10 protein-coding genes and 2 pseudogenes are annotated in these 16,915 nt (G+C 68.6%); 4 read left to right on the plus strand and 8 right to left on the minus strand.

What is annotated here, in order from left to right; translation table 11 throughout:
* The first annotated feature begins 558 nt into the window (after nucleotides 1-558).
* Both KRR26_RS06980 and KRR26_RS36675 read left to right on the plus strand, forming a co-directional pair.
* Nucleotides 559-6,594 carry an RHS repeat-associated core domain-containing protein gene (locus KRR26_RS06980; RefSeq protein ID WP_217079431.1) on the plus strand — a complete coding sequence of 2,012 codons (6,036 nt, stop codon included), beginning with the start codon at nucleotides 559-561 and terminating at the stop codon, nucleotides 6,592-6,594.
* Between the two features lie 46 nt (nucleotides 6,595-6,640).
* On the plus strand, nucleotides 6,641-8,044 hold the full coding sequence (locus KRR26_RS36675) for a hypothetical protein (RefSeq protein ID WP_236068373.1): 1,404 nt from the start codon (nucleotides 6,641-6,643) through the stop codon (nucleotides 8,042-8,044).
* A 231-nt stretch (nucleotides 8,045-8,275) separates the two neighbouring features.
* Here KRR26_RS36675 and KRR26_RS37795 read toward each other — a convergent pair.
* Nucleotides 8,276-8,593 (minus strand): annotated as a pseudogene (locus KRR26_RS37795) (globin domain-containing protein); the annotation flags it as partial.
* Entirely contained in the window at nucleotides 8,578-8,883 is a 306-nt protein-coding gene (locus KRR26_RS06990; RefSeq protein WP_120206065.1) for a putative quinol monooxygenase, read from the minus strand. The pseudogene KRR26_RS37795 and the gene KRR26_RS06990, both read right to left, overlap by 16 nt.
* Nucleotides 8,884-9,031: 148 nt before the next feature.
* Between KRR26_RS06990 and KRR26_RS06995 the strand changes: the two genes are divergently transcribed.
* Entirely contained in the window at nucleotides 9,032-9,253 is a 222-nt protein-coding gene (locus tag KRR26_RS06995) for a cupin domain-containing protein (protein WP_217079432.1), read from the plus strand.
* Here KRR26_RS06995 and KRR26_RS37975 read toward each other — a convergent pair.
* The 5 genes and pseudogenes from KRR26_RS37975 to KRR26_RS07015 all read right to left on the minus strand — a co-directional run.
* Nucleotides 9,244-9,369 (minus strand): annotated as a pseudogene (locus tag KRR26_RS37975) (AHH domain-containing protein); the annotation flags it as partial. The gene KRR26_RS06995 and the pseudogene KRR26_RS37975 sit on opposite strands and share 10 nt — an antisense overlap.
* A 115-nt stretch (nucleotides 9,370-9,484) precedes the next feature.
* On the minus strand, nucleotides 9,485-11,515 hold the full coding sequence (locus KRR26_RS07000; RefSeq protein ID WP_120206062.1) for a membrane dipeptidase: 2,031 nt from the start codon (nucleotides 11,513-11,515) through the stop codon (nucleotides 9,485-9,487).
* 205 nt (nucleotides 11,516-11,720) lie between these two features.
* On the minus strand, nucleotides 11,721-12,749 hold the full coding sequence (locus tag KRR26_RS07005) for a serine/threonine-protein kinase (protein ID WP_120206060.1): 1,029 nt from the start codon (nucleotides 12,747-12,749) through the stop codon (nucleotides 11,721-11,723).
* 36 nt (nucleotides 12,750-12,785) lie between these two features.
* Nucleotides 12,786-13,940: an oxygen-binding di-iron domain-containing protein gene (locus KRR26_RS07010; protein WP_120206059.1), complete on the minus strand. Its 1,155-nt coding sequence runs from the start codon at nucleotides 13,938-13,940 to the stop codon at nucleotides 12,786-12,788.
* A gap of 264 nt (nucleotides 13,941-14,204) precedes the next feature.
* Nucleotides 14,205-14,585 carry a hypothetical protein gene (locus KRR26_RS07015; RefSeq protein ID WP_120206057.1) on the minus strand — a complete coding sequence of 127 codons (381 nt, stop codon included), beginning with the start codon at nucleotides 14,583-14,585 and terminating at the stop codon, nucleotides 14,205-14,207.
* A gap of 94 nt (nucleotides 14,586-14,679) precedes the next feature.
* On the opposite strand from KRR26_RS07015, the gene KRR26_RS07020 reads away from it, so the two are divergent.
* Nucleotides 14,680-15,456, plus strand: coding sequence for a hypothetical protein (locus tag KRR26_RS07020; RefSeq protein ID WP_217079433.1), 777 nt, complete (start codon nucleotides 14,680-14,682; stop codon nucleotides 15,454-15,456).
* 1 nt (nucleotide 15,457) lies between these two features.
* Here the strand turns inward: KRR26_RS07020 and KRR26_RS07025 are convergent, their stop codons facing one another.
* The gene (locus KRR26_RS07025) at nucleotides 15,458-16,717 is read right to left on the minus strand and encodes an NAD(P)/FAD-dependent oxidoreductase (RefSeq protein WP_328707070.1); all 1,260 of its coding nucleotides are present in this window, start codon (nucleotides 16,715-16,717) and stop codon (nucleotides 15,458-15,460) included.
* Between the last annotated feature and the right edge of the window lie 198 nt (nucleotides 16,718-16,915).

The following is a 16,915-nucleotide window of genomic DNA, read 5'->3' on the forward strand; positions in this document are numbered from 1 at the left end:
CGTGCAACTGCGGCGCGCCGAGGTCCGCCAGACTGCTCGCCACGACGACGTGCCCACCCTCTGCGGTAGCTGGGGTTGGGCCCTCGCGAGGCGGGTGGCGCCATCGCTCGTCACCGTGTCGCCCGGGTGGACCTCCCCTCCCCGGGTCCACGCCTCGCCTCATGCCATGCATCAGGGTCGTGATGTTCGCCACCGTCTCCACGGCCATCCTCATTCACTAGCGAACAACCCCAGGCATCCGTGCACCGCCGTTCCCCTGGTGGGAAAGCGACACTCTTCACGGCCGCGAGTCTGAGCTGACAATCTCTGCTCGACTTTCCCCGAGCCCCACTGCTCTTATTGAATGGCATTCATCGCATTCTGATTGTGGAGGGAGAACCGGTTCCCCTGGTCCACACATCCTCACGTGAGTCCACCTGCCCGGGTGGACCTCGCCGAGCCTCCTGCTGAGAACGACACTCGCTCGCCCGCCAGAAGGCGCGGCGGGTCCACCACTCACGCCACGCCTCTCGGGGGCGACGGCGACGGGCGGGGCTTCGCCCGGCACGGGGGCATGCAATGGCAGACAGCACCGGCAGGCTCACGGACCAGTTCCAGGTCGACAAGGACGGTGGCGCTTCCTATGCATTCGAGCTGAAGGTCCCTCCGGGGACCGCGGGCCTCGCACCCGCGCTGGGTATTGCCTACAACAGCGGCGGCGCGGATGGGCTGATGGGCGTGGGCTTTGGCCTGAGCGGGCTCTCCTCCATCACCCGCGCGGGCCGCACCGTCGCGCAGGACGGCCAGCACGGCGCCGTCTCCTATGACCTGGATGACCGCTTCACGCTGGATGGGCAGCGATTGATGGCGGTCTCGGGCGCCTACGGGCAACCCCAGACGGTCTACCACACGGAGATCCAGTCCTGGCGCAAGGTGGTCCCCCAATATCCCGCGGGCTGGGACATCCAGCGGGGTCCGCGCTCCTTCATCGTCCATGCTCGGGATGGACAGACATGGGAGTACGGCACGACCGAGGACTCGCGCGTGCCAGCGTCGAGCACGCAGCCCGCCATCCGCTTGTGGTCCCTCCAGCGCGTCACCGACCGGCATGGCAACTTCATGACGGTGACGTATGAGCAGGACGCGCAGAACAACGTCCACTATCCGAAGCTCATCGAGTACACGGACAACGCCCGCCACCCCATCGCCAAGAAGCGACAGGTCCGCTTCGCCTACACCGAGCGGCAAGACGCCACCACGCAGTACGTGGGCGGCCATCCCTTCCGCACCACCCGCCTGCTGTCCCAAGTGCAGACCTTCGTGGATGGCGCGCTGGTGCGCACCTACCGGTTCGACTACCAGCTCAGCAAGGCCACGCGGCGCCCCCTGCTGCACGCCGTCTCCACGGAGGCCCGAGACACCTCCCTGCCCCGCACCACCTTCGCGTGGCAGGGCCAGGGGGACGCGGAGCCCACGCTGTTCCAGCCGCCTCGCTCACTCGGGAAGACGTTGCAGGGTGGCCTGCGCATCCCCATGGACGTGAGCGGCAACGGCCTCACGGACGTGCTGCACGCGTACGCCACGAACCAGCAACTCCGCTTGGACCTCTATCTGTCCACCAAACAGGGCCTGGAGGGCCCGCACGCCGTGGACCTGGGCGGCGCGACGCTTCCCTGGGGCGGAGCGTTCTGCCCCCTGGACGTGGACGCGGATGGCCACATGGACCTCGTCTACGCGGCCAACAACGGGGGCCGTCTGGGGTTGACCCTCTTCAAGGCCACCGAGCGCAATGGGCGCTGGACGCTCGCGCGCCAGGGGCCGGTGAACGGCGCGGGCCCCTCCGACCTCATCTGGGGTGGGCGGCTCCTCGCCCTGGACGTGGATGGCGATGGCCGCTCCGACCTTGTCTACGCCACGAACAACGCCGCGATGCTGAAGCTGGACGTCCTGTACTCGCAGGGGAACAGCTTCGCGCCGTCCTCCAGCGGCCCGGTCTCCACCTCGCTGCCATTTGGCGGACATCTGGTGCCGCTGGACTTGGACGGGAATGGGCAGACCGACCTCGTCTACGCCACGAATGACAGCGGCTTCCTGAAGCTGACGTGGCTCAAGGCCGCACCCGAGCGCCAGGGCTTCCAGGTCCAGACCCCGCCGCTGCTGCCCTCCGGCACACGGGTGCCCTGGGGTGGCAGCCTCCTGCCCATCCACTTGAGCGGCAACGGCACGCTGGACCTGCTCAATCCCTATACAGATGGCAGCACGCTGCACCTGCGCACGCTCCGCAACACCGGCAAGGGCTTCGTCCTCCAGGACCTGGGCAGCACGGGGCTCGCGTTCGGCGCCATCATTCCGCAGCTCATGCCCGCGGACGTCCGAGGCAGCGGCCGGGACGACCTGATCATCATGGGCGAGCACCGGCCAGCGGGCGCGCCGGCCCCCAGTCGCCTCGCGGTGCTCGTCAACGAGGGGGGCACCCTGCGCGCCTACCCGAAGGTGTCCCAGCTGCCCGATTTCGTCGCCGCGGGCGAGTCCACCGCCGCGCTCGGATTGACGGGCATCGGCAAGGCCGACGTGCTGCACGTCGATGGCTCCGGCGCCACCCACCTGCTGTCCGCGACGCTCGATTATCCCGACCTGGTCGCCTCCATCACCAATGGCCTGGGGGGGCGCTTCGAGCTGACCTACAAGCCGCTCACCGATTCATCCATCTACAGCCGCAAGCCGCCCGCCTCGGACGCGGTGGACATGCAGGCGCTGTTCAACAACCAGCTCCCCGGGGCCACCTATGCGCTGGCCGCGCAGCCCGGCGCCCAGACCCACCCGGTGGGCATGAGCTTCGCCTCGCGCTCCGTCCAGTACCCCCGCTACGTCGTGGCCGCCTACGCGCAGGTGTACTCGGCGGCCCAGGGCTCCACCCATGCCTTCACCTATGCCGGCGCGCGGCTGAGCCTCCAGGGACGCGGCTGGATGGGCTTCGCGTCGTGGTCCAAGACGGACCCGCAGACAGGCGCCTCGGGCGTCATCACCGAGACGCGCTACCACCAGGACTTCCCTCGCACCTCCGCCGTGGAATCACAGACGGTGCGTCGCGCGTCGGACCAGGCGCTGATGGCGCGCTCCGAGTACGTCTACAGCACCCCGGAGAGCGCGGGCGTGTACCAACTCCAGACGACGGAGGCGCGCAAGAAGCTCTACACCTTCGCCACCACGGACTCGCCCGACTGCGTGCGCACGAACTCCTTCCAATACGACGACTACGGCAACGCCATCGCCATCACGCAGACGGCCACGGGTACCGCCACCGCGCCGCTCTACACAGCGCAGTCCTTCCAGAACAGCGTGGAGCACCACCGCTTCGGCTTCCTCACCGAGCGCAAGCTCAGCGCCGACCCGCAGGGCACCCAGCCGCTCCATTGGGAGCGCACGACGTACGCCTCCGACACCTGGGACGTGAGAACCCACGCCCGCTGGAGCGGCGCGGACACGTGGCAGGTCTACACGTACGCGTATGACGACTGGGGCAACACCACGCGCCTGGAGGACCCCGCGAAGGCGGTCGTCACGAACCACTACGAGAGCACCTACCGCACGTTCCCGAGCAAGCGCGTGCTGCCAACGCCCCCCTCCGGACGCGCCCTGGAGTTCGAGTTCCAATACGACGCGGCCCTCGGCGTCCTCACCTCGCAGACGCTGCCGACCGGCGCGCGGGAGGTGCACCTGCACGATGGACTGGGCCGTCCAGTCGAGACCCAGCGCACCGGCCCCGAAGGCGCGCTCGTCGCCACCCTGCGCTACCAGCGAGGCCAGGACGCGGAGGGGAGATATCGCCGCACGCTGACCCGACAGGAATGGAACCAGGACAGCTGGAAGTCCCAGACGGACTACGTGGACGGTTTCGGGCGCGTGACGCGCATCGCGCGCCAGGGCATGGAGAACGGGACCCTGGTGGGCCGCGCGGTCCAAGAGGACTCCGTCCTGGATGCGCACGACCAGCCGGTGGAACAGTCCCTGCCCTACTTCCGAGGGGACTCGCCCCAGCGTGCCCAGGCGCTCACGTATGACGAATACGAGCGGGTGGTGCGCCGGGAAACAACCGGCGTCGGCACGACGACCCATGTGACGACCTACGAGTATCCGCGCGCCAACCGCGTCGTCGTCACCGAGGGCGCGACCACCAGCGAGACCCGCACCCGCACCCTGACCCACGGGTTCTATGGCGAAGCCCAGTGCCTGGTGGAGTTGCAGGACAGCCACGGCAACACCACGCGCTACGCCCACGACGCCCTGGGGCGACGGCTCACCGCGACCGACCCGAAGGTGGAGAGCACCTTCACCTATGACGGCTTGGACCGCCACCTCGTCATCGCCACGCGCGCGGGCAGCACCACCTTCACGCGCGAGACGTATGCCTACCGAGACGACCAACGCCAGTGGACCCACACGGACGGCGCCGGGCAGGTGACGACGTTCCAGTACGACCCGCTCCAACGACTGCTGTCGAAGCGCGTGGGCTCCGAGGAGACGACCTACACCTATGACGAACCCACCAGCGACTGGTCACTCGGCAAGCGAACCCGCGTGCGGCTCCCGGACGGCACCACGTATGCGTATGGCTATGACGCCGACGGGAACGTCCTCTCCTCGCGACTGACGCTGGATGGGACGCAGTACACGCTGGGCCAGGAGTTCACCCCCGCGCATCAGCTCTCTCGGCTCGTCTACCCCAACACAGCGAAGACCGAGCTGCGCTACCAGCGCGACTCCATGGAGCGGCTGCAGCGCATCACGGAGGGCGGCACCGAGCATCTCCTCCAGTCGGACTTCACGGCGCTGGGGGCCCCGGCCGCGGCTCGGTATGCCAATGGCGTGCGCACCGCCTGGACGTACACGGCGGACGGACATCAGCTCACGCAGGACGTGTATGGCCACGACGAGCGGCCCGTGTCCGCCAACACGCTGGAGTGGAATCCCTTCTGGCAGGTGAGCGCCGTTCGAGACCGGCTGGAGTCGCGGCGCGACGAGACGTTCACCTACGACACCGTGGGCCAGCTGCTGCGCGCCCAAGGTGGAGACCTCGGCCTCAAGGAGTATGCCTATGACACGGCTTGCAGCCTCATCCGCAAGGACGGGCTGACGCTGGAGCGCGCGGGCTATCAGCTCACCCGCGGGTTCTCTCCCGCGAGCACCGACGCGGTCACCACGCGCTACGACGCGAACGGCAGCCTGGTGGAGCTCCAGCACCAGGGCACGACCACGCGGTTCCGCTACGACGGCGAGCGACGACTCATCCAGGCCGGCGAGGTGAGCTTCACCTATGACCACGACGGGCGCCGGCTCAAGAAGGTGGAGCCGGAACAGACGACCTACTACATCGCCCCTTGCTACGAGGTGGTCGTCTTCTCCTCCGGCGCACGCCAGCACACGCGCTACGTCTTGGATGGTGAGCACCTCATCGCCTCCGTCACCGCCACGGAGAGCGGCGCACCGCCGAGCGGACTCTCTGGAATCCCCACGCCCGGCACGCGCTACTTCCACGTCAACAACACGCGCAGCACCACGCTGTTGACCGATGAGCGGGGCCAGGTCGCCAGTGCCATGGATTATGACCCGTTCGGCACCCCTCGACTGCGCGCGGGCAGTGATGACTTCCGGCGCAAGTACACCGGCCTGGAGATGGACAGCACCGGTCTCTACTGCGCGGCCTCTCGCTACTACAGCCCCTTGCTGGGTGGCTTCATCACCACGGACACCCAGCTCGCCACGCAAGAGGACCGCACCGGGGCGTTCAATCGCTACGCCTACGTCCTGAACGACCCCGTCACGCACATCGACCCGTCGGGCTTCGGCTTCTTTGGCAGCATCAAGAACTTCTTCACCAACACCCTGCCCGACTGGTTCTCGCGGAACTGGGAGCACATCGTCACCTACGCGGTGGACATCGCGCTCATCGCGGGTGGCATCGCGCTGTCCTTCGTCCCGGGCCTGCAAGGTGTCGCGGCCATCGCGGTGGGCATGGCCGTGGGCGGACTGGTGGGCGCGGGCCTGGGCGGCCTTGCCTACAACATCAGCACCAACGCCACGGGCGGAGAGTTCAGCTGGAAGGGCTGGGGAGCCCAGGTGGGCATTGGCGCGGCGGCGGGAGCCATCGCCGGGGGCTTCTCCGCCGCGGGCGAACTGGCGGCCACGGGACTCAACCTCGCCAGCCGCAGCCTGCTCAACATCGGCGTGCGCGCGGGCGTGGACCTCGTGGGCGGCGTGGCGTCTGGAATTGCCAGCCAGGTGATGGGTAACGCCATCGCGGGCGCGCCGCTGGGCGCGGACCTCACATTCGCCGCGGTGTTCGGCGGGGCGGCGGGCGTGGCCGGCAGCGTGGTGGCCTCGGGAGGCAAGGCGTGGTTGTCGCGCGTGGCGCGCTCGCTGGATGACGTGGACGGGCTCGCGGATGGGCTGCGTCGCGCGTCCTACAACGTCTCAGGGGGCCCCACGCTCCAGCTCGACGTGGAGGGCATGCGCAAGGTCATCGCGCTCACCCTGGGCGGCACCTTCGGCACCTCGCTCGGGTACACGCTCAGCTACCTGCACGCCGAGCAGTTCCTCCTTCCCGGGATGACCTGAGCGCCGACTCCCGGCGGCGATGAATCGACGTGGAGGGCAGTCACACATGAAGACCACGACACACACGAGGCCACGCATCCTGTTCACGGGTGCACCGGCGGGACACGACTTCTCCGCGCTGAAGGAGGTGGGGGACGTCACTGTCAAACAGGGCAAGGAAGGGCTCGAGCACGCGGAGGTGCTCTGGGTCGACTGCGCCACCACGAAGCCCGAGCACTACACGTCCCTGCTGCGCTCGGCTCTCGACGCGGGCAAGACGGTGGTGCTCGGTCGCCCGGATTCAGCGGCGCGCGAGGCGCTGGCGGGCCTCGCGTCGCTCAGCCTCGAAGAAGGAGCCACGGCCCTGCTGGTGACCCGTGATACGGACATCGCCACGCCCTCCAGCTACTCGGTCACCGCGCTGGGCAGCGCCCCCCTCGACGAGCCCGCGGTGGAGCACCAGTCGGGCGGGGACAAGGGGGCCGTGACGCCCCCCACGCCCGAGGCGCGCGGCCCTCGGCTGGTGCATGACGCGGACGCGCTGAAACACGACTGGGGCGCCATGCTGGAGGCGCACCACCACCGCGCCCGCCGCTCCGTGGGCGGCCCCGGCCTCATCCCTCCCACCGGCGTCATGTATGGCATTCGGACGCTGAGCCGCAGCTTCCCCATGACCATCACGCACGGGAGCTGGTCCGCGACGAGCGGCAAGAGCCAGTCCACCGAGGCGGGCTTCACCAGCTCGTTCTATGTCTACCGGGAGAATGGCAAGGCGAGCGCGGACTACGTCGTCATCCGCATCCAGGAGGCCACCTTCTCCACCGGCTCGCTCATGGTGCGCGCCGACAACGCCAAGGGCTTCTGGCAGTTTGAATTGCAGACGGAGTGCGCCAACAACCGGAGCGTGGGGCTCATCAGCAACAGCCCGGGCACGACGAACGGCCCCGGCGTGGGCGCGCAAATCACCCTCCCGGTCAACGTGAAGCTGGTGCAGGACGGAGGCTGCGTCCCCACCCACTGGTCCGCGTCGCATGGCCCCGTGCCCCGCTCCATCGAGGGATGGGGACTCGTCAACCGGAGCACGGTCAGCACAGGACGGGCCACCTGGTACTACCACCAGCGCGATATCTGGAATCCCATCAACGACCCGCCCACGCAGTTCAGCCGCTGGTGGGCCGGCATGTTCGACGGCGGATATGGCGGCCGGGTGAAGAACCACACCTCGCTCGCGGGCGCATCGTTCACGGTGGAGACCGTCGCCGCGTGGCGATTCAGCGCGAGCACCATCGCGTCCGATCCCAACGTGAGGTTCACCGAGAACCTCGCCATGAACTACGCGGCGTTCGCGAACCCCTCGGGCACGAGCAACGGCCACCACCAGATTGCCTATTACACGTCGATGATCTCCCGCTCCGACTCGCTGACCATCAACCTGGTCTCCGCGACGGACATCGCCAGCCCCTGCAAGTGACTCACGCGACGGCGGGCTCCGAGCCGCGACCTCCGCTCGGAGCCCGAGCCGTCCACGCCCTCGCGGGCGATAGGGACCTCCCGGCACGCCCCAGCCCCAGACGGGCACGGGCGCATCAAAGGTCACGCTCGCGCCGGGCTGGGAGTTGATGAGCGCGAGCCGGGAGCCCCACTCGAGGTACGCCACCAAGGCCGAGCGGAACTCAGGGTCCGCGGGCAGCGCTGCTTCGTCGGCGGTGTCGAGCAACAGCGCCACCCACCTTCGCCGCTGCGCTTCAGTCAGGTGCTTCTCCAGGTGATGCCGCAGCATGTGCGCGTGTCCGCCATGCGCCCCGCGGTAATGCGCCGGCCCACCGAGCACCTCGCCCAAGAAGAGGGCGACGTGGCCGGGGTGTGCCGAAGACATCCGCGCGAAGACGGGCCCGAGCAACGGATCCGTGCTCACACGCGCATAGAAAGACTCGGGCAGCCGCGCGAGCACCTCGGCCCCGCCAGCCCAGTCGTACAGCGAGGGCACGCCGGCTGTGGCCTCGCTCACGGACGGCTCCACGTCCCTTCGACGCGGTAGTGCTTCATCTCTTGGATGTCGGCGATGAACGGCCGCACCAGCGCGAGGAACGCGGGAAACGAGCCGCCGCCACGAAACCCCTGGAGGTGCCCCTCCAGAGAATCCCACTCGATGCGCACGATGAAGTGACGCGGCTCCTCGGCACCTCGGGTGACCTCGTAGCGCAGACAGTGCGACGAGGCGCGCAGGTGCTCACCCGCGAGGCGATAGGCTTCGAGCAAGGCCTCCGCGCGCTCGGAGGGGATGTCATAACGGATGTCCTCCACGACCATGTGATGCGACTCATTGCTCACGGGGGGACGCGACGCGACTCCGAAATGGAGCGCCGGCCCACGCGCACCCAGGTAAGAACCTGGGCGACCACGCGCTGGGTCCCCCGTCCCGATTCATGGGCCGGCCGTACCGGAAGGAGCGGATGGGATGGAGCCACTCTCGGCGGTGTTGAGCGGGGTGCGCCTGAAAGGGAGCATCTCCGCCGCCTGGGAGTTGCACGCCCCCTGGGGCATGGTGCTCCCCGAAGCGCCCTTCGCCGCGTTCCACCTCGTGGAGCAGGGCGAGTGCTGGGTGCACTCCGGCGACGGACACCATCGGCTGGAAGTGGGCGAGCTGGCGGTCCTGTTCGGTGGGCGTCCCTGTTCGTGATAGCCGCGAGGATGAGGGCCATGGTGCCCTCGAATCCGAACCTGATTGACCGGGTCGGTCAGCTCCATACCCGCCTGCCGGAAGAATCTCTCGAATACCGGGGTCCAAGGTCCCCCCTCGTGCTTCGGCCCTCGACTTCGATGGATTCCGCCCCTCCAAGCAAGAGCTGAGCGCGACGAGCCCCACGAACACCGAGACGGCGCCACACAGCGCCGCCCCGGTGGGTCCGACTCAGCCGCAGGTCAACCACTTGCACGAGTTGGACAGACACTCGCGCGCGCTGGAGCACAGCGCGCCCTTCGCCTTCTTGTTCACGCAGCTGCCCGAGTTCAGGCCCCAACCGCAGTACTGATTGGTGCCACAGTGCGCGTCGGTGACGCAGAGGCACGAGCCCGTCGAGCCGGAGCAGCCCTCCGACGTCGTGCACGAGTTGCTCTTGCACTCCGCGGCGAAGCGGCAGGTGTCACCGACCGCCTTGGACGCCGGCGCGTAGGCCTTGCCACACTGCTGGGGATACGCCGCCTCGCGGGTGGCCTTGGGGACGTAGGTCGCCACGCCGCTGGTGTCGATGTCCGCCGCCGCGTCCGCCATGCCCGTGCGCGCGCTGTTCGCCCGCTCCCACATGCGGATGAAGTTCTCGGCCGAGCCCTCCAGGCCCGTGGTGTTGACGCCGAGCTGCTTCAGGTCGCGCACCACATCCGGCAGGAAGCCCACATGCGCCAGACCATAGACATCGAAGTCCGTGCCCAGGCGTCCCGGGCCCGACGTGCGCTGCTGATCCATCTGCGCATCCGCCTCCGCGCGGAAGCCCGCCGAGCACGCGCCGAAGTTGCCGAAGCGCGGGCGCGTCTGCTGGATGAAGCCGTTGAGGTCCGCGCCGAAGCCCATGTTGACCTTCAGGCCCTGGCGACCAAACTCATACGCCTGCGCCAGCGAGCGCGTGGAGCCCTGGCAGTTGTTGGCCACTGTCGTGCGCGTATAGGTCCGCGTCTCGTCATGCGCCGTGCGAAGACCGAACATGCCGCCCGTCTGGCGGATGTCGCGCACCACCCACGCGGGCGTCGTCTTCTCGTTGGCGGCCAGGTCCGGGTTCATCACCTCGCGGAAGTGGCCGTGCGAGACGAACAGCGGGTAGTAGGTGTTCGCCTGGGACAGCGCGAAGGCGTCCTGCACGCTGCGCTCGGACATGTGGGCCATGTCGATGAGCATGCCCTTGGCCATCATCTCCTGGACCAGCGCCTTGCCGTCCGTCGTCAGGCCCTTGGTGTTGCGGCAGTTGGCGTCCACGTCGAAGCCGAGCGTGAAGCCCGAGCCCGTCAGGCCGCAGTCCGTGTCGATGTGGCAGTTCTCCAGGAACTGCGCGACCTGGAAGATGGCGTTGTGCGGCGCCGCGCCACCGAAGCGGTTGTCCAATTGGTGCACCGGCTGCAACGAGCGCACGCCCAGCCCGTACACGCGGTTGAGCTCCGCGCGCCAGTCCTTGGTGCCGAACAGCTTGCTCGACTCGATGGACAGCACCATGGCGAGCTTGCCCGCCGCGATGATCTGCCGCGCGTGCGCGGGGGACAGGGCAATCTCCACCCAGTCATTGCGCGCGTCGAAGTCTCGGGCCATCTGGAGCTGGAGGTCCACGTCCGCCATCTCATCGCAGGGCCGCTTGAGGTTCTGGTACGGCAGCGCCTTGCAGAGGAACTCGTTGCTCACGAGCGACACCATCACCAGGGACATGCCGCCGTCCTTGGCCTGCTTCAGCCAGCCTTCCCACGCCTGCTGATGGGCGATGGTGTCCCAGCGCGGCCACTCGGTGGGGGTGTTCATGCGGCCCAGGTGCAGGCCGGTGTCACCCTCGGTGCCCTCGATTTGACCGATGACCTCCGAGGCCACCGCTCCGCCCACGCCAAACACGTCCGACAGGATGGGCACACCGCTCAGGTTCACGCTGCCTGAGTTGGGACACAGGTTGAGCAAGTCCCGAAGGTCCATGCGCACCCGCGCGTGGTCGCTCTCCGGAGCGCCTCCGTCACAGCTCGCGAGCGCACCGGTATAGCTGCCGTGGAACCAGCCCCCTCCGAACGCCTCCTCGGCGAACATGTGGTGGTGCATCTCCGCGAAGCCGCTCACGGCCAACGGCTGCGCGACCGACTCCGGCTGCGGAGCGGGGGTCGGCTCCTCCGCGACGGGACCACAGGACAACGCAACCGCGGAAGCCAACCACCAAGGGGAGAACAACTGGCGCAAACCACTTCGGAGACGACGCTGCATGCGAGGCACCTTTCCGAGCTGGGGGGAACCTCCGCACGTATCAGCACTTGTTCTCGCTAATCAAATATCGCTGCTTATTCTCGCTCTCTCGTTTTGTAGATGACGCACCGCGAGGCGGCGAGAGAGGGCGCGCCCGGACACATCCCGCCTGGAATGTATTTTCCGTGAGGACAGACAGAGAGCCGGCGGTGAGCGGGCGCTTCCCTCACGCGCGAGGCAGCACGAGCGGCCACAGCTTCGCCAGCGCGGCGCGCAGGGCGGTGGCGCTGGGATAGCGCTCCTCGGGGCGCTTGCGCATGAGCTTGAGCACGATGCGCTCGAAGGGCTCCGGCAGGTCCGGGCGCAGCGTCCGCGGCGGGACTGGCGGCTCTTGCACGTGCAGGAACATCAGCGGCACCGGCTGTGAGTGGCGGAACGGCAGCTGCCCGGTGAACAACTCGTAGGCCACCACGCCCAGCGCATACAGGTCCGTGGCGGGCGATACGGGCGGCGTGCCCATCACCTGCTCGGGCGCCATGTACTCGGGCGTCCCCAGCGTGGCGCCCTGGGCAGTGCTGCCCATGACATGCGCGCTCTTGGCGAGGCCGAAGTCCATCAGCTTCAACACGCCCGTGCGGGTGATGAACAGGTTGCCGGGCTTCACGTCCCGATGCAGCACCCCGTGCGCGTGCGCGTGCTCCAGCGCCACCGTGGCGTGGGTGAGCCAGCGCAAGGCATTGGCCAGCGTGGGCCGCTGCTCCAGCAACACCTGACGCAAGTCCTTGCCGTCCAGCAGCTCCACGGTGAGGTAGTGGCGCTCGCCGTCCCAGCCCACGTCGAAGACGTGGAGGATGTTGATGTGCTCCAGGGCCTGGGCGTGCTGCACCTCCTGGCGGAAGCGCCGCACCATGTCCTCGTCCGCGTGAGGCACCGCGAGCACCTTGAGCGCCACGCGCTGGTTCTTCGCCAGGTCCATCACCTGGTACACGGTGGACGTGCCACCCGCGCCCAGCCACTTCTCCACGCGATAGCGATTGGCCACCATCTGCCCGGGGATGAGGCCCCGGTTCGGCGTGGGCGACGGCGGCGTCACCGCGCCCTGCAACAGCGTGCCCTGCGGCGACACGGGCGGCGTCACGCGCGGCAGCGTCTCTTCCAAGGCGGGGTCGGCGGCCCCCGGGGCACGACGCGGACCGAGCGCCTTCACGCTCAGGTACGTCACGCCCGCGGCATCGTCATCATCCGGTGGGTGCACGGCGTGCTCCCCTCTCGCGCGGGTGGGGCGGTGGGCTCAGGACTCCAGCAGCGAGATGGGGGCCGGAGCGGCGTTCGCCCCCTCGATGTCCAGGTGCGGCGTGGGCAGGTTGTACTCCGCCGCGGCGGACGTGGCCTCCACCAGGATGGGACCGGCGATCTCCGGCGGCTCGCCCTGGCAGAGCAACTCCACCACGTGCTCCAGCGTCCACTTCCCCATGCGCGTGATTTCCAGGCGCTTGCCCTTGAACTGCGCCGTGTCCGCCAGCTGCGTGCTCGCGACGAGCTTGGCGTCCACCGAGTCCCCCAGGTAGCCCCGCGCCAACGCCAGCACCCGGTCCACCACCGTGTTCCAGGCCTGCAGGTACGTGCGGTCCTGCGCCTCGTCGATGATGTCCAGGCCCACCTGGAGCCGCTCCATCCGCTCCAGGAACTGCTGCACCAACCGGCCACGAATCACGCGCCCGTGCTGTGGGGCGATCATCTCCACCGCGGGCGTCAGCTGGCGGATGGCCGCCACCGCGCGCACCAACGCGGAGTTCACCGGCATGTAGATTTGATGGAAGGCACGGATGCCCGTCCAATCCGACTCATCCGCCCACAGGCCCTGCGCCTTCGAGTCCGTCAGGCCGCCGAAGAGGTCGCCCGTGAAGAGCACGCGGGTCTGCGGGTCATAGAGCATCACCGCGCCGCGGAAATGACAGAACGGCGAGGGCACCGGGATGAGCTTGTGGCCCGTGGGCACGCTCAACCCCTGGGAGAACTTCTCCGTGGGGATGAAGCGATTGCGCGGCAGGTTGAAGTGGACGATGAGCCGCCACGTGTCCTCGGAGCACAGGATGCTGGCTCGGGGCGAGTAGCGCGCGGAGATGATTCCCGCCGACGAGCCCACGTCCGGGTCCTGGTGGTTGATGAACAGCGCGGACAGCCGGTCCATCCCGCCAATGAGCGACACCACCTTGGTGTGGATGGTGGAGAAGTCGCTGCTCGAGCCCGGGTCGATGAGGAGGTTGAACTCCGAGGGCTTCTGCGTGCGCGTGTCCGTGCCCCGGAAGCGGCGCAGGAACGGGTTCGCGTAGAAGATGCTCCCCGCCTCCCGCTTGCCCACCCAGAAAGTCTCGGGAGCAATCTCCACCGCGACACGATTGAGGTCTGGCTGGGGATTCGGGGTGGAGGCGTCGCTGCTGCTCATGAACGGGTCCCTGCGCGCGAAGAAGAATGAGACGTCCCCGAGCCTATCAGTCCCGTGCGCCTCTCGGCCCGCTTCCTTGCTCGTACGCAGGGGCAGTGCGCATGAGGTGCGCTTCTCGCTGCGCCCCCTTTTGAGCCACGCCACCACGCGCAGTCAGCGCCACTCCAGACAGGGCGTTCACAGACACCACCGCGTGGGTCGGAAAAGCACCCCTGGCGAGGCCCACCGTGGCTGACCGGGCCCGCGCGACCCAGGGCCCGCGGCTCACCTCGGCCGCGCTCCGTCCCCCTCCTCCAGCTCACGCAGTCGCGCCAGGAAGCGCACCATCCGGCGCCGGCGAAAGAGACTGACGCGCTCCTCGCGCAACCGGCGCTCCAGCTCGCCCCGGAGCTGGCGCGCGGCGGCGCGAGTGGCCTCCGCCCCTCCCCGCCCATCCTGGTTGATGAGGGCTTGAAGCTCCCGCGTGAGCTGAAAATCCACCGCTGCCGCGTGGAAGATCATCTCCCGCCCCACGAGCACTCCGCCCACCCACAGGCCGGACACCAGCGAAACCAGCGCCAGCCGCCCGTGATGGAGATAGGCCAGGACTCCAGCCTGGGCGAACAGGAAGCAACACCCCGCGAAGAGCATGAGGAGGGGACACATGGAGGCCAGTATCACTCCCCGGCGGCCCGTTCGCGATGGGGCGGCCCCCGCGCGGCGGAGGTGGCGCTATGCTCTGGCGCCCATGGTGGCTCGCGTGCCCGCCCTCCCCTTCCTCGTCCGATGTCTCAGTGTCTGGCTCGTGCTATCCGCCCCGCTCGCCGTCGCCGAGTGTCCGCTGCGGATCCACCGCACGCATCGCGCCGTGACGGTCACCACCTGCCGGGACGAAACCGTGGAGCTGTGCACGTCCGCCCAGCCCACGCAGCGCTCCTGCCGCTACCAGCTCGCGGTCTGGGATGCCGTCCTCTCCTCGGATGGGAGAAGCCTCCTCGTCTGGTATTCGAGCGAGGTGGAGAAGGGCGCGCGCTGGGTGGATGTCTTCGATGTGCCCTCGCGTCAGCGCGTCGCGCACTTCCATCCCGGCGTGGGCGGCGGCTTCCGGTGGAGCGGGAGCGACATCCTGCTCACCTCGGGCTGCGGAACCGACTGCGCCCACGTCCTGCTGTTTTCACGCGCGGGCACCCGACTCCTGGACGAGGAGGGCACGTCGCTCTCCTTCGCGCCGGACCTGAGCGCGCTCGTCTTGAGTCAGCAGGGTGAACTGAGCTGGGAGCCCGGCGCGTCGCGGCGACTGTCCGTCTGCTACCTCCCGCTGGACACCCTGCGCGGGCGGCGGCTGTCCTTCCTCGTCCCCAAGAGCGCCGATCGCGCGACCACCGACCCCGAGGTGACCTGGGGCGCCTCCGTGAAGCTGGACCTCACCTGGGAGCGAGAAGGCGTCGAGCATCACGCCTTCTTCGACTTTCCTCGGACCGACGACGACGCGAACGCGCCGCGCTGCCTGCCCGAAGTGAAGCGCCCGGCCGGGTGACTCACGCGCGCCCGCGCAACATTCCATCCCAGTACAGCCGAGGCAGGCCGTACTTCTTGAGCCAATACATGTCTCGCCGCTCCTTCAGCGTGTTGAGGAACGGGATGCTGGGCGAGGGCTTGCCGTCGTAGTCGAACTCGGCGAGCAGCAGCTTCCCGTACGCGGTCACCAGCGGGCAGGAGGCGTAGCCGTCGTACCGCGCGGGGGGCGTCTGGCCTCGCATCACCGCGCACAGGTTCTCCACCAGCACCGGCGCCTGGGCGCGAATCGCCGCGCCCGTGCGAGAGGTGGGCAAATCACTGGCGTCCCCGAGCGCGAAGACATTCGGATGGTCGGGGTGCTGGAGCGTGTGCTTGTCCGCCTTCACCCAGCCCGCGTTCGGCCCGCTCGCGTGCGCCAGCGGGCTCTGCTTGATGAAGTCCGGCGCGCTCTGCGGCGGGGTGACGTGCATCATGTCGTAGGGGATCGTCACCTGCTCGGTGCCGGTGTCCGTCGTCGCCGCGAAGATGGCCTCGCGCGAGTCCGGGCGGATCTCCACGAGGTTGTGGCAGAAGCGCGTCTCGATGGCGTAGCGCTTCACCACGCCCTCCAACACCTCCGCGAAGGGCTTCACGCCGAAGATGGCCTTGGCCGCCGAGCCGAAGACGACGCGTGAGCGCCCCGCGAGCCCGGTGCGCCGCAGATGGTCCGCCACCAGGTACATGATCTTCTGCGGCGCCCCCGCGCACTTCACCGGCCCCGCGGGATGGGTGAACACGGCCGTGCCGCCCTTGAACGCACGAACCATCTCCCACGTCTTCGGCGCGAGCCGGAAGTCATAGTTGCTGGAGACATACGGCGTCTCCAAGGCCTCGCGCAGCCCCCGGACCTTGTCCCAGTCCAGTTGGATGCCCGGCGCCACCACGAGGAAGTCATAGGACAGACACAGCCCGCCGCGCGTGCGCACCTGATGGCGAACCGGATCCACCTCGGCGGCCCAGTCCTGAATCCAGCGCGTTCCCTGGGGGATGTAATCCGCCTGAGGCCGCACGGTGCTCGCGATGTCCGCCGCCCCTCCGCCCACGAGCGTCCACAATGGCTGATAGTAGTGATGAGTCGAAGGCTCGATGATGGCCACGCCGTCCACTCCGGCGCGCTTCAGTCGCGCGGCGACCGTGATGCCCGCGGTGCCGCCCCCCACGATGAGCACCCGATGGTGCTCCACGCCGGGGGCGACCGAGAGGGCTGCGGACTTCGCGGGCGAGTGCGGAAGTGAGGACACGTTGGCTCCTTGCCTGTCGAGACTGGGCACACCTCGGGAATGACGGCGCCTTGCCGTCCCAGGGAATGCACCTCGGTGGGAAGTGAGAGCCATGAAGCGAGACAAAGGATTCACGACGCTCGCGCGCGCCCGGTCGCCCTCCGGACCGGCGGCCCTCGAAACACTTCCCCAGGCGCCCTCGAACCTCCATGCTCCTTG

Source organism: Citreicoccus inhibens (assembly GCF_019039035.1).
GTDB lineage: Bacteria > Myxococcota > Myxococcia > Myxococcales > Myxococcaceae > Citreicoccus > Citreicoccus inhibens.